Raw genomic sequence first — 17,964 nt, forward strand, 5'->3', positions numbered from 1 at the left:
CTTCTACGCAACCAACAGGGTGTTGGCCGCAATAGGGAAAGGGCTGAGAATTAACTATGCGCATAATGCTGCTTAATTATGAAAAGTTACTTATATATTTATACCAATGAATACTATTCCTACTCGTAAAAGTTCGGAGCACTTTCCGGGAGAGATTGCGCTGATGCGGTATTTCTCTGAAGATAATCCGCATCAGACGCCTCCTGACCTTCATGCTCACAGAGACGAATATTATATTTTCCTGTTGGTTGAGGAAGGAGGGGGGAAGCTGTTGATTGATTTCGAAGAGTGTGAAATAACGGAGAAGACTATTCTTTGCATTCTGCCGGGGCAGGTTCATCTTCCGGGAAGGGGCATCCGAGGGCGTGGGTGGTTTCTGGCTGTTGACGGCATGGTGGTAAGGGATGAGTATAAGGAGATGTTTGAAAGGTTTGTTTCTGCCGGAAATAGTATGAAACCGGAAGAGAGGACAATGAATGATTTAAGAAGCTGTGCTGCTGTTATTTATAATCGGCTTCAATCGAACAATGGAAATACGGGAGGGTATATTCTGCGGGATTTGCTTTCGTCTTATATCGGAATGATTGCTGAAATGTATCAGGAAAAGTTTCCTCTGGCAATAAGCAAACGATTGAGGGTTATTACGCACGAGTTTAAATCTTTGTTGGCTGTGAATTACCGTTTCATGAAGCGTCCTGCGCAGTATGCGGCGGCAATGAATATCTCTGCGGTGTATCTGTATGAGGTGATTAAGGAGGTTACCGGACAGAATGTAGGGGACTATATCCGGGGGGAGATTGTGATTCAGGCTAAGCGTTTGTTGTTCTATACCGACATGAGTGTGAAAGAGATTGCTCTGGAATTGGGTTATGAGGATTGGGCGTATTTTACGCGCTTGTTTACCAAGATTTCAAAGCTGTCGCCTACGCAGTTCAGGGCGAAATACCTTAAATAGTCCAAGCCTTCCCTTTTTTTCTCCATTTCTCCAGTCTGTTCTTTGGGCTTACTTTGTATCCAGATAACAATTAATAAAAATTGAAAACAATGGAAGCATTACAAAGAAAGTCATTTAATCGACGTAAGTTCGTATCTGTCAGCCTATTCCTCACTTTAATAGTATTGGTTATTACAGGGGTGTTAATTAAGGTATTTGAGAATTTCGAGGAGGGGATGGCTATCCATTTCTTCACAGTTCTTCATGTATTAACTGGGTTGGGTTTTGCTGTTTTTGCCGCTCTTCATACTGTAATGAACTGGAAGGCGTTGAAATCGTACATAAAAACAAAAGGAACAGGTATAAGTAGAGAGGCATTGTGGGCTTTCTTCGTAGGTGTTTTGATTGTGGTGGTTTTGTTTGTTGCTTTTCCGGAAATGCAGGGGAGATAACGTTGAGGGAATTCAATAATACTTTTCAATTCCACCGAATCCTTTTATTGTTTTATTCTCTTTTGTTTTACCTATAAAGTTGTTCAGTCGTTTTTCAAATTCCTCGGGTCGTTTCCTTGCTGCTTCAATGTATGCAATCCGGATACGTTTATACGGGTCGGAAAAGTGTTGATAGTTCTCCCATACCGTTTTATCTTCTTTCAGCCTGTCGATTATGTCATTAGGGAAAGTAAAAGGGGCAGACAATACATCCCGTATTTTATCCTCAAACTTTGGGTGTATCATTTTATTGTCCGATAGCCATTTAAGCCTTTCTTTGTTGGCCTGCGAGTAGGTGCTTTTAGGGTTTCTGGGGGTGAAACGCTGAATCCGAAGTTCTGTATCCAGTGGTTTTATCGTACTGTCAATCCACTCGAAACAAAGGGCTTCTTCAACGGCGTCATTGTATGCAATACTTTTTTTGCCCGACGACTTTTGAGGGAATACAAACCAAATTTCACGAGCTGTCTCAAAGTTGTCTGCCAGCCACTTTCGCCAATCTCTTCTGTTTTCAAAGTATTTTATTTCTATTGACGATTGTGACAGGTTGTTAGCTGTGTTTATCATTCTATCAATTCAAAGTTATGTTTTTCAAACTCATTACCGTTGATTATAACAGCAACCTGATGAAGTCCGGGGTGAAGTTTCCGCGTCGTTACTACTTTAAAAGAATGTTTCCGGGTAATACGTGTGATTGAATTTGCTGCATAGTCTTTTTCGCTGATTTTACAGACTTTCTTCGATAACGCACCATTTGCCTTTTGGTAATACAGTCCGTACTCAAGTCTTATTTTAATTTTCTTATTACTGTTATTCAATAGGTTGAAACTAAATTCCAGCGAATTTCCGACTCTAACTTCGGGTGTTGAGATCTGCAAATTCTCAATGCGTATATTCTTCGCAGAACCCAAACCGAATAACTCCATCACTTCCGGATTACCTTGCTTCAGGAGTGTCCGGCAGCCATGTTTAATAATCCAATCTACCTCTTCCGACTCTCCTTGCCATCTTTTCGCCAGATCAATCACCACTCCGGGATTATCTTTGGCAATATCATTCAGGTTATTGGCAACACTAAGCCGCACAAATCTTGCCGGATCGTTTTTAAGATTTTCCAATATAGGAATGATTGGCGTGGGGTTTTCTTTCAGATTCGGTAAAGCCATTGCCCAGGGAAGGCGCGGACGGCAACCTTCTGACGCAAGCCGGCGGACTCCCCAATGTTCGTGCTTCGACCAAATGAGCATCTGAGCCATCATTTTGTCGGGATATTTAACGATAAAAGGATGGGCGACAAACTCGCAACTTGTAAACTGGGTGATTCTCTCTATCGCTTTTATAGAGGTTTCGTAATCGTCCAACCCGTATTGTTCTATATAATTGTCTAATATCGCTCCATACTCCAACGTTAAGCCAAACTTCGCATCGTCTATTTTTGAACAATGGGGATGTTGGGTTTCTATACCGTCCAGTAGTTCGAGAATTTTGGCGATTGCTTCTTTATAATCCGCGGGCAAGAAGTTCTTCAGTACCGTTGTGATGTGCGCAACGCGTTGTTTAAGTTCTCTGTTTTCCCATTCATTGTCCATTGCCTGCGACACAAATGCACGGGCATCAAAGTGGGGGATAACGAGTTTTAAGTCTTTCGTAAATCTTTCGAAAAACTGTTCGTTGTACATGTTCTTAAAAGGCTCTGCCATATTATTTATTCTCCTGTTGCGTAATAAACTCCGTCTCTTATCTTAATCAGGTAGGGTGTTAAATCATCGACTTCCTGTGTTCCCATAAACCATAGGGGATGACCACCTTCGCGCACATCGGAAAGGATTGCCGGGTCATTGGCCAGCTCCTTAAAGCCGTTTCTTTTATAGAAATTAAGTCTCCGGGCGGTGATTTCATTATAGGGTATTTCCGATTCCAGAAACACAGGATGGTGCAGGTTTTCTGAAACCCAATCCAAAACCTTTTGTCCTATTTTGTGGTTTCGCATTTCCGGGAAAACAGCAATGAAATGAATATAATATGAGTCTTCCAAATCCCAATAAATGAAGAAACCGGCCAGTTCGTCATCTTCATAGATGCCGTTGAACTGCATCGGTTGTGCATTATCAATCAGATTGGCCAATAATGGGATTTCCTGAAATCTTTCGTATTCAGGGAATGTTTCGCTATGAAGGGCTATAAGGCGTTGCGCTTCTTCGTTATTACTGTTTGTTATGCGTTTTAGTTTCATACTTTAGGTTCTTATTTCCGGCAAAGATATTTATTATGGAATTACTTTTCTCATTTTTCGGCTACAATGAACATTTCGCTGTTGGATGCGAAACTGTTGTCCTCCCCCTAATATATCTTTATATATGATTACTTTCCTGAATCCTATATGCTGCAAGACTTGCGTAATTTCCTCTTCCGAATAATACGAAGATGAAAACACCTCCCGCACCCAAAGAGTGATAAATGCTTCTCAGCAGCGTGTCCCGGTCTTTGTCGGAATGTGTACCTAAGTCGCAATAAATCAATCACCGTATCGTACTTTCCATTGGGATACTCTTGAATATAATCGCCGAAAATGTAACAAATATCATTTCTTTTTCCTGCCGCGTATTCGATCGAGGCTTTATTGAAATCAATGCCCGTTACATCGTATCCCTTATTCTTAAACAAGAAGGTGTATAAACCGGAGCCGCATCCCAGGTCGAGCAGGCGGCTTTCGGATTTGGATCGGCCGGGTATAAAGTCTGTTTACTCGTATTTCTTACTTTCTTCTATTAGCTCTTCACTGCATTGTTCGGGAGCTAATGGGGAAGATAGTTCTATTAAATTATCTTCCGGATCACGCAGGTGTACCATACGCATTCCCCAATCGGGCATATCGACAGGTTCATTAATGAATACCACGCCCCTTGCCTTCAAAGCTGCATAGGTGTCATCCACATTATCCACACTGAATGCTACAAGTGATTTTTCCCGGAAACCGACAGGTAATTCTTTATCAGCATTACCTACAGAGGGAGCCATCCAATCGGATACGAAAAGGGCTAATCCTTCTATTCCGTCTGCTACCTTGAAATTGGCGTATCCACTGTTTTCATCACCCCAAGAAGGCTCCAGTCCAAGTTGCTCGGAGTAAAACTTGAAACACTTGGCGAAATCTCTGACTAATAATCTTACGTTGTTAAATCTCATTGTTCTGTAATTTTTATAGTTATTCTTTTTCTATAATCTCCATCCCCTTTCTTCTTAAATCCATTGCTTAAGAGGGCTTTTATTGAGATGACATTTTCTTCGGAAGGGTCTGCCGCTATTTCATGTCCACCTAATCCGATGATTTCTTCTTCTAATAGTTGAATGATCAGTTTACCAATGCCTTTACTCAGATATTCCTCCTCACCGATCAGGTAGCCGATTTCGTAGGTCTGGTTCTTTTCAGTAACGTCTCCATACAAATCCTCGAAATCGTGACCTTCTTCCTCTAAATCTTTGAGGTAAAAGCAGTCGGCATAAAGACAATATCCTATTTTCTTATCGTTATGGTAAACGATAAAATGTTTTAGGAAATCATACTTACCACTTTTATTATTTACTTCGTCCAACCAGGCCTCTTTCTGTTCCTCTCCATCCGGACACAGCCATTTATAGATGTATTCTTTATTCAACCATTGGGCGAATAATGGAATGTCTTCATCCTGAAGAGGCTTTATTTTGGTTCGACTTTTATTGATTATCATAAAATGATCTGATTAAGATTCCTTTGCCAGCAGTTTGATATAATAAACGCAATACAGGGTATAAAACGGGGTACATTCTGTTGTAGTTGTTTACGCAATACATGGCTGTATCGTATGTGGGTCCGGGTGTAATCGTGCTCATTCATTCTGACCGAACTTTTACCGGCACAGTAGAAGCAAGCATCATAGCCTTTGAATTGTTCTTCCACATTGGGATTAGAAAGGTATTCCAGCAGAGTGCCTTCGCCTACCATTCCTGTCGACCCTGTAATGATTACTTTCATGTTTTTATTATCTCTTTAATAGGATCAATTCCCGAGATAAATATACAGCTTTTACAGATACAAAGCGGTAAGATTATGCACTTATCTGATAAATCAGGTAGATTATTGCCAATTCAACTTAGATCGTATCAATTCAGCAATCGCTAATAAGGGAAGTAAACCCGTCAACCCTGATCACTTCTGTGATGAATGCGTGGCTCTGGAAACTCATTTTAAGATGCAGATTGATCTCAATGTTATGTCTGCAAAGAAATACGCCTTTTGCATTAAAAGGATGAATAATGAAGTGAAAACGGCTAATGAAGCACTGAGAAGGAAGGTGAAGAAGTAGGAAAAGAAGCCTTGACAAAATAGGTGATTTGTCGGGGCTGTTTTGTGGATTCGTTTTTTATAACCTCATTTTGGACGAGTTTTAAGATTTATAAAACATTTACCAATATCTTTAATTGACTAAAAATCAGCATAGACGCTTTTCCGTCTTTGGCTCATAAGGTCTTCTCGCAGTACTTCTATAAATTCACCTGTATTTGGAGCATTCCATTTTACTTATCATCATATAAACATGTTTTGATATTCTATTTTTCATAAGATTTAAAACCTACTGGTTTACGTGGTTTGGCAGCTTCCTCTTTCTCTACCTGTAATTCTGCCAACGTTTGATTAATGAGTTCCAACTGCACCCGGGTATCTTCATTGATATCATTATAATCAGTGAACACCTCTTCAATGTACAATCTTAGATTTTCCATTTGGTTTTCCAACTGTTCTACCCTATCTACTGGAGGATTAGATATTAATTGGCGAACGGCTACAAATGCACGCATGATATTAATATTAACCTGTATGGCTAGGCTATATCGGAGTTCAATATACCCGAAAGCATTGCTAAGCCCTGCTCTGTGAAAGCGTAAGGGAGTTTACGAGTACCACCTCAACTTGATATCACAAATTGTGATTTCAAGATTTCCCATTCTTCAGACAACAATTGAAACATGAAATCAGAAGGAAACCTTTTCATATTGCGTTTGACAGCTTGATTCAAACCCCGTGTTTCAACCTGGTATAAGGCTGCCAGATCAAAGTCAAACATTACTTTTTGGCCTCGTATCTCGTATATTTTACTTTGTATTACTTGCAAATCACTCATGTTTATTCTGTTTTAAGTAATTAACCACTTGCTGCAAACTATCAGCATCATCGGGCTTGAAAATAAACTCATCAAAATCACCATAGATACTACGATGTCCAAAGATGTATTTAATGGCCTTCCAGATACGCTTAAAGATGTTTGATTCGGGTTTAAGATGAATGCTACAATAAACCCCACCGTCTTTTTCGTCCGTAAAATAGGATATTATAAGTTGGTGCTCTACGCTATTGCAGGAACAAATGAATAATTTAGTAACCCTGTTATCCCTGTTATTCGACTTTAATATTGATATAAATTATGGTTCGTATCCCTCGTAGTAGTAAGATTGGGCAATTCCCTTGAATATTACTTCCCGGTCATCTATCCGGTCGGTTGATTCTTGATGTAACAATGTGCACAACTCCAAATCATTAACATGGCTTCGTTCCATAGCTTGCAGATACAAGTGCTTATCCACATTCTGCCGATCAACTACCTTTCCGAGCTGTTTTTTTAGCATCATATCAAGCCAAATGCGTATAGAACGGCCGTTACCCTCCATAAATGGGTGTGCGATATTCATTTCAACATATTTAGCTATAATTTCCTCAAATGTAGTTTCCGGCATCTTTTCTATCACGGGCAGTATTACGTCAAGATACAAACAGTTAGCAAAGCAGAAATTCCCTTTCGATATATTTAGGGTGCGTATCTTTCCGGCAAGGTTGTATAACCCATCAAACAGATAACGGTGTATATCACGCAAGCCTTTTGTAGTTCCTACCTCAATACGTTTTATGTCTCCACTATCAAACAAAGCCTGCGCCTTCTCAAGGCTCAACCGATCTATTTCATTTGTATTCATAATTATTCAGCTTTAATATTGATATTTTTCCCGCAGTGCGGACAAGTTAGAGAAGCGGTGTCGGTTTTCGGTTGATCAAAAAGTTCAGTCACCGGGCATCCGATAACACCCGCAATCTTATTCAATGTTTCAACAGTTGGATTACCATTAATGCTATTGGATAATGTAACACGATTAACGCCTATCTTATCGGCTACTTCTTGAATAGTCAATCCTTTTTCTTTGATAATTTCTTTAATTCTTAAATCCATGAGCGTAGGTTTTATATTTATAGTACAAATATACAATTAATTTCATTTTGTAAATACATAACCTACATTTTGTTTGTTAAAGTAGTGCTAAAACTTCGTTTGCATATTGTTTATGTAACTATAAAGCCTACCTTTGTGAAAGAAAAGAAGATTAAGCCCTTACAGAAATGACAAAAGAAAGATTAAACCAGATGTGCGAAGAATACCAAAGAGTTCTTTCAATGAATGAAGAAGAAGTACAACAGCGTCTTCGTGTTACCGATAGAGCTTGTATAGCTGATTTATTAGGTCGATAACCATAAGAGTCATCATGAAACAGTGGTTCTATGGATGGCTCAAAGTACAACTTAGCTGTCATTTGAGCAATACGGTCTTCAACTGTAGGGATATCAAGTATCCGTACCCCACCATTCTTCTTGGGGATAGATACTGCTTTTACCGGTTGGGGGAAATAGCTACCTGAAGACAATTGTTAGCCGTGCTTCCGAGAAAAAAAACGTCCGCACGTCCGTGAGCCCCCCAGTGGTAAGATTAATAACTTCCATCCCATATATCAGCATCATTTACTCTGTCGTTACCGGATAGCTTTGGGACTTTGTTTTGTTTTGCAAACTCATCCTACGACTTGAGCCTTATATGATGTTCGTGTTCCTCAGACCGGGACTTTGCGTACAGCTTCTTTCAGATTACCCTCGCGGTAGACACCCTTGCTGTTCGGCTAACGGTTGGTCGCTACCTACCCCCGTAGTGGACTTGCACCACCAAGGATAAACAGGGTCAAGTAAAAAAGTAGGTTGAATTGTTAAAAAGTCAAGCACATAGTTTGCATAGTCTAAAAATAAAGAATGGTATATCCCTTACTCCTCTGAATTGATTTCTGAATGCTTTGATTTTCGCATTGAATGATTCTGCGAAAGCATTAGTTTCTCTATTGACGAAGAAATTGAGTATTGTTTCATAATGATTCTGCATGGTGTTCATCACAGACCTAAAACATCCATATCCCAGCTTTTCAATTTTATTGTACCATAAGGCTAGTTTAGCCCGGGCTACATCTTTTTCATAATGATAGTTGTAAATCCCCGTTAGTTCCATGGAAAGGTCGTATACTTCCCGCAGTTCAGGATAAATTTCAAATAGTATACGAGCTCTTTCAGCTTGAGTTTCAGTCCATTTAGTATAGTTTTTAGTCAGCACATACTTTGCTCTGGCCAATAGCTGTTTTCGCGTATCTCCGTTACTGTATCGGAAGGGTATATACTCTACTCCTTCTTTCTTACAACGGTCAATTTCATCATTCTCAAGGTCACGTGCCATCCATCTGTAAGTGATGCGGAGTTCATCAATGGCTTCATAGAAAAGACGTTGCACATGAAAGCGGTCGTTAGTCATGGTGGCGCAGGGAAAGACTGTGCGAACGATCTTCATCATTGTTGGCCAGAGGTCAAGAGTCACTTCTTTGACTGTTTTTCGTTTGATAAGGTTTATCTTTTCAAGGACTGTTATGACATCTTCTGATTTAGTTCCTTTAATCATTGCCACCAATGTACCTCGCCCTGCACGTCCGGCCTTATTGGTGACAATGGTATAGAGCTCACCACAGCTTAATGAGGTCTCGTCAATAGCTAGATTTGTTCCAATATTGCGTTTAAATAAAACATAATTCTGAGCATGGGCAAGCTGACCCCACTGGTAATAGTCACTGATATGATCCTTGTATTGCGTGGAAAGCAACTTACCGTTAACACCATAATTCTCTGCGATGGAGGATATACTTGCTACTGTGGTCTCAATCCGTATCTTTTAAAAAAGCAACGAATTCAGGCGTTAGTTTGGTACCTTCACTCGTCAAATCGTCATACGTATAGGAGAATATCTCACTGGTGGAAGTGTCCCGCCATTTGCGACGTCTGACATGCAGAAAAACAGGTTTACCACGTAATGGAAAATCCTGAATAACTTTCTCAGGTGTGAAGCCATAGGAACGAACAGTGCCCTTCTTATAATCATCTAAATCCAAAAACTCTTTCTCATCCAACCAAAAATCAAGACGATCAGTGTGCGCTTGATAACCAACAACATCAAAGTACGACATTAGTACTTCAGGAAAAACTAACCGTGATAATTTAAAACTTTGCATCATGCAAAGATAAACATTATACGATTATTAACAACTTGGTTTTTTACTTGACCCGATAAACATGCTTTAGGATACCTTTTTTTGCGTTTTCTTAGAAATGAAAAACCCCTGAACTTCTTCGAAATTCAGGGGTTTACGTGATTTTGTTTCTTTTTTTTGTGGTGCCACCAGAAAGAGAACTATTATTGTATCTCTATTGATAGTCAACCTTTTATATTTTCTCAAATTTGGAATCCCACACGATTTAGCACACGATTATTTTTCATCGTTCTGCTCGCTATTAGCATGATTTCTGTTGTAAAGGTAGGAAAAATATCTATAACAATGAAGGATTCTTTCGAAATATTATCTTAAAATAGTGCTATAATATACTGATTAACAGCCTACAATATTAGATTCTGCATAATAAACTAATAACAGCACAACACAATAAACTAATGGACACATGACAATACCACATCATCAACCATTTTGCTTATATCAGTTTTTAGTTTATCATCCATACCAAAATTTTTATTTTTTCTTTCCTTTGTTCCGAAATCGTCAGTTCCGAAATGCGCATTTCGGAACTGAGTTATTTTGTAATCGAATCTACAAATTCTCCATCTTTTTTATTTTGTTTCTATTATGCAGCATAAATAGTGCATTATGGAAACAAAACAACGTATTAAGATGAATTAAGGACATTTCTGTTTTGCCAACAAGACGAAAATATGTTGTTTTTGTTTTGCGCACAAAACAAAAGAGCTTTTTCTCATTCATTTGCTGGCAACTTACTCCCGCTTGTTTGGTGACTAATAAATAATTTGCAATAAAGGACACAATTTGTACATCAACGCAAATTATTTATATCTGTTGTTTTGAAGATAATCTGCTGAATATAAGAATGTAAACAAAGTAAAATATACCATATATATGTTATTCATTACTACTAAACCTATTGGGGTGACTTGCGCGGTCACTTGTTCCCTGACTTGCACGGTAATAACAAATTAGTGTTCTAAAAAAGTATTTATTGGTTTAAAATTGAGAAAGATGACTGCATATCCAAATTTTTCTATACCTTTGTAACTACCGTAACTGTTACGGGTGTAACAAAAAGAAGAACATGAAGTTTTATAACAGAACAAGCGAATTGGCAGAGTTGAAACGGATACAAAACTTATCGTTCAGTGACCATTCCCGTCTAACAGTAGTAACCGGAAGAAGGAGGATTGGCAAAACTAGCCTTATTATGAAGTCGGTTGAAGGCTTACCGACTATCTATTTGTTTGTTGGTCGTAAAAGCGAAGCAACGCTTTGTTCAGAGTTTATTCCTATCATCAGCCAATCGCTTGATACGTTTGTTCCTGCAGAAATACGCACCTTCCGATCATTGTTTCAATATCTAATGGAACTGGCTTCACAGAAACCGTTCAATCTTGTCATTGACGAATTTCAGGAGTTCTATAACATCAATGAATCGGTGTATAGCGATATGCAGAATATATGGGACACCTATCGGAAGAAATCAAAAATGAATCTGATTGTATCCGGCTCTATTTATTCGTTGATGCAGAAAATATTCCAAAACAATAAAGAACCTCTATTTGGCAGAGCGGACAATATCATCAAGCTATCGGCATTCGATTTGACCACGCTAAAAGAAATTATGCGTGATTATAATCCCAATTACACCAATGATGACTTACTTGCGCTCTATACCTTTACAGGTGGAGTTCCCAAGTATGTTGAGTTATTTTGCGATAACATCACATTGAGTATAGATGAAATGATTTCATTTATGGTTCGGGAAAACTCTCCTTTTACCGATGAAGGAAAAAACCTTTTGATAGAAGAGTTCGGAAAAAATTATGCAACCTACTTCTCTATCCTAAGTGCCATTTCGGGTGGTATCAATACGCAACCTGAAATTGAAGCAGCATTGGGAGATAAGAGCATAGGCGGTCAAATCAAACGATTGATTGAGGATTATAATATCATTATCCGTCAACGTCCCATTTTGGCAAAAGAAGGAAGTCAAGCCGTCCGCTACGAAATACAGGATAATTTTATTCGTTTTTGGTTCAACTACTTCGACCGCCATCGTTCACTGATAGAGATAAAGAACTTCATTGGTTTACAGGCTATCATCAAATCCGACTATCCAACTTATTCGGGCATCATGTTAGAGATATATTTCAAACAACAGTTTGCTGAAAGTTTTCAATATCGTGCTATCGGTTCGTGGTGGGAGCCCAAAGGCAATCAGAATGAAATTGATATTGTTGCCTTGAAATTGGAGAAAAACCAAGCAGTAGCAGCAGAAGTAAAGCGACAAAAGAAGAATTTCAAGCCTGAATTATTGGCAGCAAAGGTAGAACATCTTAGGATTAAGTTGCTGCCTAAGTATCAGATTGAGATGGTTTGTTTGTCGTTGGAGGACATGTAGCAACACGAATTAAATAATAATAATAATACATTTATGATTCAAATAATCCATATTTCAGATTTTCACATCGATAAAAAAGATTCATATCAAAAGAGAAAAGTTGTATCTGCGCTGATAAAAAGCTTAAAATCAACAATCAATACAGACAGGTGTATAGTTGTGATAACTGGAGATTTAATAGATAAAGGGGGAGCCGGCTTTAAGACTATTGATGATGCGTTCAAAGAATTCAATGATGTCGTAATTGAAAGAATGGTTTCAGAATTAAGCATTAGTAAAAAACAGATATTTTTTGTGCCAGGGAATCATGATGTGAATAGAAATAAAGCCGATGAAATAATGGAAGAAGGGTTGAAAAGCAAACTTAACTCAGTAGATTCAATTAATGAATTTATCGACAGAGATGAGATTGACAATAAGTACCTGCAAAGAATGTCCGATTTTAAAAAATTCGAAAAAACACATTTTCAAGATTTCGAAAAATCGGAGTTGACAAATTTTTCATCAAGTTTTGTTATTGATGAACTGGATTTAGGAATTGTTTGCTTAAATTCTTCTTGGAGGTGTTATGATGAATCAGATAAAGAGACATTGATTATTGGCGAAAATCAAATATTGAGGGCTCTTAATTTTGTTAAAGATAAAAAGACTATAATTGGATTATCACATCACTCAATAGAATATCTTTCTGAAATAGACAAAAGAAATATTAGACCATTAATAAATTCAAAATTTGATTTATATTTATATGGTCATTCTCACTCTACGGACTTTTCTTTTACTAGAGATTTTTATGGAAAAACTCTTTACTGCCAAGCTCCAGCGTGTATGGGGAATAAGTCTAAGCATGTTGATTATGTTGGAGGATATGCTATTATAGAATTCTCAAAAGAGACACCTGTTCAAATATCATATAAAAAATATTTGGATACACATGACGTTTTTGTTAAAAATACCGACATAGGAAATGATGAAGGTGTGATTAGGATATCATATCCAGATGAAAATGACATTTATCAGAATTCTATTGTTGATAAATCTTTAAGAAATCTAATAGAAGTGCAATGTGACAATGTTAATGAGCATCTATTCACTTATGGAACAAACTCTACTGGCCCTTGTAAAATTAATGAAATATTTGTAGAGCCTATTATCTCGAATTTACCAGAGACACATTTTCAAATGGATGAAATTATTTACTATAAAATAAACGATATATTATTAAATACAGAAAACTTCTTGATATATGGATTGAAAGAATCAGGAAAAACAATATTGCTTGACAAATTTTTCATTGAGCTTTCTAATTCATACAAACTTTACAATCAGATTCCTGTCTTGATTAAATACAAAGAAATTGGCAGCAAGGATATATCTCAGCTAATAAGGCAGTTCCTGTCAATTAGCGCTGCGGAGTATAAAGATTTGATTCAAAAAGCGAATATCACATTACTTGTAGATGATATTGATTTTAATACAGGAAATGTTAATCTATCAAAACTTGCGCATTTCTTTAATACTAATTCTAATATTAGAATAATTGCTGCAAGAGAACAAATCATAGAAAGTAATCTCCCAGAAGATTTTATCGATTCAAATATTAATTTCAATTTTAATTTAGCGTTTATACAAAATTTCAAATCTGCCCAAATTAAAGAATTGATAACGAGGTGGTTTCCCGAGCAAAATGATGATTATAAAGACAGGATTAATCGATTAATCAAGAATTTCGAATCCCTGTCTCTGCCCCGAACGCCATTATCAGTAACTCTCTTCTTATGGATTATAGACAAACAAGAGAGTCAGCCAATAAATAATGCAATCTTAATAGAGCAGGTCGTTAAAAATTTGCTTGAAGAGATTAATATTGAGAACATTTACTACGACACTTTTAGCTTCTCAAACAAACAGCGTCTTTTAGCTTATGTGGCAAAAGTAATGCATGATTTAGGTGATGAAAACTTTAGCTATAGAATTACTTATTCTGTTTTATTAGACAAAGTGACAGAATATCTTAAAACCAGATTTTCTGGTAGTCCACAAAAAGTTGTAGATGATTTTATACGACGAGGATTATTGTCCTTCTCAGATGAATCATATATTAAATTCAAGTTTGCGTTTTTATATCACTATTTTCTCTCAAAGCATATTGGCTATGATTCTGAATTTAAAAGACAAATATTCACTATTGATAATTGCCTGAATTATATGGATGAGTTGGATTATTATTCTGGTTTATCTACTGATTCCGAAGAATTGTTAGACTTAAGTCAAGAACTATTGATTTCCGTATTTAAAGGCATGAATGAAGATATTACAGAAAAATATGATAAAATTGATCCATTCTTCGAATCTAAGGATTCTTTATCTTCAAGATTAAATATTGACAAAGTTCGACAAAAGCCGACTGAGGGGGAATTAGAAAAATTATATGACGCACAATTGAGTAATATCCCTATTAAGCGCTCTATAGAAAAAAGAGAAATTTCGAGCAGAAAGCCATTAGACAAAACTTTAAAATTTGCTGCGCAAATATTTAGAAATCTCGAAGAAATTGATGATTTTGATAAGAAAAAAATCGCCTTGAAAAATATCACAACTAGTTCAATCTCATTTTTAATATTATATCGAGATTCTTTGCTTTATCATTACATAAAAAACAAGAAACAACCAGCAGGACTACCCCCTAATGTTAATTTTGGTTTTTTTGTTAGAATACTACCGATGTTGCATCAAATTCTGATCTCAGATTGGATTGGCACACAAAAAACAAAGCCTGTAATTCTAGAAAAAATTAATTCTGACAAATTAACTTTAAATATATCAGAGTACGAACGTTTTTTATCTCTATTTATTTATGCTGACATAAAAGGTTCTAATTATCAAAAAATGATAAAAGATTACTTGAAAAATTCAAAATGGAGATATTTAAAGGATTTTGGAGTAATGAAACTTATTACATATTACTATATGAGGTCAAAAACCAAGGAGTCTGACTCATACTATCTTAATTTAATTTCTGACATAAAACTGAGTTTAAAACAATTAGAAGCAAAAGGAAAATCAGAATTTATGAGAAAATTGGAATCAAGTAAGAATAAAAACAAAACGAAATGACACTTCTGCTTATTCTTAGATAAAGCACTTTTTCTCCTTTTTAGATTTGTTAAACACCTCTCTTATGGAAAGGCTGAATAAAGCAATGCTTTTAGGAGATTTACTCTTTTCGTGAACGAAAAGGAAGAAATCTCCTAAAACCCGAAGGGCTTGGCATTGATGTTTCAGACTTGGAATATACCTTGTTTTACAAATATAAAATGGATTATCCTTGCCGAAACCCTCGTTTGGGCTTCTTCTTTTTTCTTTTCATCGGAATTTGCTGTTCTTCATCGCTGTTGTTAGGTTCAGGAGTAAGCAAACCCAATGCAGAGGATAAACCCAAATCAGAGAGATTGAAACTTTGCTTATTTTCAATATCGTTTGAAAGGTTGTCGTCTTGTTTATATACAACCTTGTTTTCATTCGGTTCGTCCTGCTTATCTGCATACAAGCCAGTCTGCATATCTGTATTTTTTCTTTCATCGGAAATCTGGTGTTCCTGCATATTAAGTTGTTCGGAGATACTTCCGTTCTTCATCGTGTTATAGTACTCAAAGGTTTCAGTTAGTTGGCGTTGGTAGCCGAATAGTTTATCAAATCCCTGCTCTGCCTGTTGAAATAAGTTCTTCCTGTTGAATCCTCCCTTGATAGCTCCTTTCTTAGTGTTCTTGTGGTTGGTAAGCGGTGATAGTTTCTTTTTATTGGTCTGGTCTTTCCGGCTGACAATCAAATGGCAGTGCATATTCAATTCGTTGTTTGACCTGTCCCTGCTGAAATGTATCTTTCCGTAGAATTTTATATTCTCTGCCGATAATCCTTTATTGAAGTTCTTAGCATATTCGGGAATAACCACTTCACGGATATACCGTTTCATGGCTTCGGCTTGTTCCTGTTCGGTTGTTCCCATTGCCTGAAGCTCCTTTTCCGATGGACTGACATGAATAGCGTAAAACTTGGCATCCGTTTTCATAAGTTGCCCGATATTGCTGTCTATATCTTTTATGACCTGTGATTTATAGATATTATCATTCGTCAGATTGAAAAATCCTTCTGTGTAGATTCCCTGCTCCATGCGTTCCATATCTTCATGCTCCAAATAATTACATAGCTTTCTGCTACTGCCTGCATTGTTATATGTGCCTTTGGACGGTGGCGGGAAATCTATATTCATGGGTTACTCGTTTATCAGGTCGTTAATTTCACCTCTTAGGTTCTCTTTACGTTTGCCGTCCATTACTCCGCATCTTGCCAGTTCCGAATAAAGGGAAATCAGTTTCAATAGCTTCTGATTATTCCTTTGTTGTGTTTGGGTTTGCTTATTTATAATATTGGAATGGCTGTCAATAGTAGCGGATAGTTTATCAAGGCTTGCGGACTGGTTATTTATTGCTACTGCTATTTTGCCGAAATGTTCGTCTAACTTTTTCAGAACATTGACAAGGTTATCTTTTGAGGTGTTTATTTCTAAATTTACTTTTTCCGTCAGGATTCCGACAGCCGTATCGAACTTAACGGCTATTGAATGGCTTGTCCGTATCATCGGGTTGAGTTGCTCTTCTTCGTAGTGGCGAATGAAACGGATAATATCATCCTGCCGTTTGTTAATCTTGGCAAGTTCTGATTTTACCGATTCGGGAGCATCCGCAGGATTGATATGTGCCTTGTCGATGTACCCGAATGCCAGCTTTACAACTTCACTCTTTTTCAGCGAATAGCGTTTACAGATTTTTTCTACTAAACGCCCTGTTTCCTTGTCTATGGAAACAGTGGTATATATAATCTTTGGGACTTCATTTTTCATGATAATTACTTTTTAATGGAATTTTATACTATTAAATGGCTGATAGTTAGCGATAAATATAAAAAGCTAATTATCGGACTAATTATAGTGGTTTATGCTAAACCACTAAAGCCGAAGGCTTTGCCCCGCAGGGCAAGAGGAAGAACAGGACGAAGTCCAGTTCCCTCTTGCTTAATTTAGCGAAACAAACAGAGCCGGTAGGCGAGGTTGTTTCTGCTAAATGCGGAGCGTTAAAATAAAGGCGTAAACTAAAACAAGCCTTCATTCGCTTGCGTCATTCTGCTTAGAACATAAAAAGAAGATTTATTCATCTTTCAGGTCTTTATCATCCTTGTCTTTGCGCTTTGGGTGCTTCTTTTCAAAGTCCTGATAGGTTTGAAAATCCATGTGCGCTCGCACAAACTCCCGAACATCAGAAGTGCGGTAATAGGTTTTGTGGGCAATCATAAAGAAAGGTAGTTTTTTACTGGAACGATACCGCTGTAATGTTCGGTAAGATACTTTTAGGAGAAAGGCTAAATCTTGATTATCGAGCAGTTTCTCGTCTTCGTCAAATACCTCTTTGGTGTTGATGAGCGATTTCAGGTCTTGACCTATATCGTTCAACTTCTTGGATAACTTTTGCATCCACATTTCGAAATCTTCATTGTTTATATACATGATTTGCTTCGTTTTACAGATTAATACTTCTTATGTCCAATGCATTGACGAAGCAAAATTCGGCAGAATGATGAAATGAAAATAGGGGAATAGATCATCTACTCCCCTACATATTATTTATATTTGCCTGATTATTAGCAGGTATCAAAAG

At 37.2% G+C, this 17,964-nt stretch carries 19 protein-coding genes and 1 pseudogene; 5 read left to right on the forward strand and 15 right to left on the reverse strand.

The window, feature by feature from the left end:
- The first annotated feature begins 106 nt into the window (after nucleotides 1-106).
- Nucleotides 107-955: an AraC family transcriptional regulator gene (locus tag D0T87_RS09480; RefSeq protein WP_163174900.1), complete on the forward strand. Its 849-nt coding sequence runs from the start codon at nucleotides 107-109 to the stop codon at nucleotides 953-955.
- 89 nt (nucleotides 956-1,044) lie between these two features.
- Complete coding sequence (locus D0T87_RS09485) at nucleotides 1,045-1,386, forward strand: DUF4405 domain-containing protein (RefSeq protein WP_163174901.1); 342 nt, start codon at nucleotides 1,045-1,047, stop codon at nucleotides 1,384-1,386.
- Nucleotides 1,387-1,398: 12 nt separating this feature from the next.
- Here the strand turns inward: D0T87_RS09485 and D0T87_RS09490 are convergent, their stop codons facing one another.
- The 10 genes and pseudogenes from D0T87_RS09490 to D0T87_RS09535 all read right to left on the reverse strand — a co-directional run bounded on the left by D0T87_RS09490 (nucleotide 1,399) and on the right by D0T87_RS09535 (nucleotide 7,682).
- On the reverse strand, nucleotides 1,399-1,992 hold the full coding sequence (locus D0T87_RS09490; protein WP_163174902.1) for a YdeI family protein: 594 nt from the start codon (nucleotides 1,990-1,992) through the stop codon (nucleotides 1,399-1,401).
- The gene (locus D0T87_RS09495) at nucleotides 1,989-3,125 is read right to left on the reverse strand and encodes a DNA alkylation repair protein (protein WP_163174903.1); all 1,137 of its coding nucleotides are present in this window, start codon (nucleotides 3,123-3,125) and stop codon (nucleotides 1,989-1,991) included. The genes D0T87_RS09490 and D0T87_RS09495 overlap by 4 nt, the downstream gene beginning before the upstream one ends.
- A 5-nt stretch (nucleotides 3,126-3,130) precedes the next feature.
- A complete protein-coding gene (locus D0T87_RS09500; protein WP_163174904.1) occupies nucleotides 3,131-3,658 on the reverse strand; it encodes a GNAT family N-acetyltransferase in 528 nt (175 codons plus the stop codon).
- 143 nt (nucleotides 3,659-3,801) lie between these two features.
- Nucleotides 3,802-4,158 (reverse strand): class I SAM-dependent methyltransferase, encoded by a 357-nt coding sequence (locus D0T87_RS09505; protein WP_370526834.1) that lies wholly within the window; start codon nucleotides 4,156-4,158, stop codon nucleotides 3,802-3,804.
- A gap of 9 nt (nucleotides 4,159-4,167) precedes the next feature.
- A complete protein-coding gene (locus D0T87_RS09510) occupies nucleotides 4,168-4,611 on the reverse strand; it encodes a VOC family protein (protein WP_163174905.1) in 444 nt (147 codons plus the stop codon).
- Nucleotides 4,608-5,153 carry a GNAT family N-acetyltransferase gene (locus D0T87_RS09515; protein WP_163174906.1) on the reverse strand — a complete coding sequence of 182 codons (546 nt, stop codon included), beginning with the start codon at nucleotides 5,151-5,153 and terminating at the stop codon, nucleotides 4,608-4,610. Before D0T87_RS09515 ends, D0T87_RS09510 begins: the two co-directional genes overlap by 4 nt.
- The gene (locus D0T87_RS09520; RefSeq protein WP_163174907.1) at nucleotides 5,150-5,437 is read right to left on the reverse strand and encodes a hypothetical protein; all 288 of its coding nucleotides are present in this window, start codon (nucleotides 5,435-5,437) and stop codon (nucleotides 5,150-5,152) included. Before D0T87_RS09520 ends, D0T87_RS09515 begins: the two co-directional genes overlap by 4 nt.
- A 575-nt stretch (nucleotides 5,438-6,012) precedes the next feature.
- A pseudogene (locus D0T87_RS09525) lies at nucleotides 6,013-6,584 on the reverse strand (ORF6N domain-containing protein).
- 298 nt (nucleotides 6,585-6,882) lie between these two features.
- A complete protein-coding gene (gene fic, locus D0T87_RS09530) occupies nucleotides 6,883-7,431 on the reverse strand; it encodes a protein adenylyltransferase Fic (protein ID WP_163174908.1) in 549 nt (182 codons plus the stop codon).
- A 2-nt stretch (nucleotides 7,432-7,433) separates the two neighbouring features.
- Nucleotides 7,434-7,682 carry a helix-turn-helix domain-containing protein gene (locus D0T87_RS09535; RefSeq protein ID WP_163174909.1) on the reverse strand — a complete coding sequence of 83 codons (249 nt, stop codon included), beginning with the start codon at nucleotides 7,680-7,682 and terminating at the stop codon, nucleotides 7,434-7,436.
- 167 nt (nucleotides 7,683-7,849) lie between these two features.
- Between D0T87_RS09535 and D0T87_RS24885 the strand changes: the two genes are divergently transcribed.
- Nucleotides 7,850-7,978: a hypothetical protein gene (locus D0T87_RS24885; protein WP_255495862.1), complete on the forward strand. Its 129-nt coding sequence runs from the start codon at nucleotides 7,850-7,852 to the stop codon at nucleotides 7,976-7,978.
- A 514-nt stretch (nucleotides 7,979-8,492) separates the two neighbouring features.
- Here the strand turns inward: D0T87_RS24885 and D0T87_RS09545 are convergent.
- Nucleotides 8,493-9,416, reverse strand: a complete 924-nt coding sequence (locus D0T87_RS09545) for a transposase (protein ID WP_203558658.1) — start codon at nucleotides 9,414-9,416, stop codon at nucleotides 8,493-8,495.
- 55 nt (nucleotides 9,417-9,471) lie between these two features.
- Nucleotides 9,472-9,822: a transposase family protein gene (locus D0T87_RS09550; protein ID WP_163175011.1), complete on the reverse strand. Its 351-nt coding sequence runs from the start codon at nucleotides 9,820-9,822 to the stop codon at nucleotides 9,472-9,474.
- A gap of 1,108 nt (nucleotides 9,823-10,930) precedes the next feature.
- On the opposite strand from D0T87_RS09550, the gene D0T87_RS09555 reads away from it, so the two are divergent.
- Nucleotides 10,931-12,253, forward strand: coding sequence for an ATP-binding protein (locus D0T87_RS09555; protein WP_163174910.1), 1,323 nt, complete (start codon nucleotides 10,931-10,933; stop codon nucleotides 12,251-12,253).
- A 33-nt stretch (nucleotides 12,254-12,286) separates the two neighbouring features.
- The gene (locus tag D0T87_RS09560) at nucleotides 12,287-15,370 is read left to right on the forward strand and encodes a metallophosphoesterase (protein WP_163174911.1); all 3,084 of its coding nucleotides are present in this window, start codon (nucleotides 12,287-12,289) and stop codon (nucleotides 15,368-15,370) included.
- A gap of 205 nt (nucleotides 15,371-15,575) precedes the next feature.
- Here the strand turns inward: D0T87_RS09560 and D0T87_RS09565 are convergent, their stop codons facing one another.
- From D0T87_RS09565 to D0T87_RS09575, 3 genes are all read right to left on the reverse strand, one after another.
- Complete coding sequence (locus D0T87_RS09565) at nucleotides 15,576-16,523, reverse strand: DUF5712 family protein (protein ID WP_163174912.1); 948 nt, start codon at nucleotides 16,521-16,523, stop codon at nucleotides 15,576-15,578.
- A gap of 3 nt (nucleotides 16,524-16,526) precedes the next feature.
- Nucleotides 16,527-17,153 carry a BfmA/BtgA family mobilization protein gene (locus D0T87_RS09570; protein ID WP_163174913.1) on the reverse strand — a complete coding sequence of 209 codons (627 nt, stop codon included), beginning with the start codon at nucleotides 17,151-17,153 and terminating at the stop codon, nucleotides 16,527-16,529.
- A 303-nt stretch (nucleotides 17,154-17,456) separates the two neighbouring features.
- Nucleotides 17,457-17,813 (reverse strand): helix-turn-helix domain-containing protein, encoded by a 357-nt coding sequence (locus tag D0T87_RS09575; protein ID WP_163174914.1) that lies wholly within the window; start codon nucleotides 17,811-17,813, stop codon nucleotides 17,457-17,459.
- Nucleotides 17,814-17,964: the final 151 nt, after the last annotated feature.

Origin of the sequence: Bacteroides sp. 51 (genome assembly GCF_010500965.1) — a bacterium.
Lineage (GTDB): Bacteria > Bacteroidota > Bacteroidia > Bacteroidales > Bacteroidaceae > Bacteroides.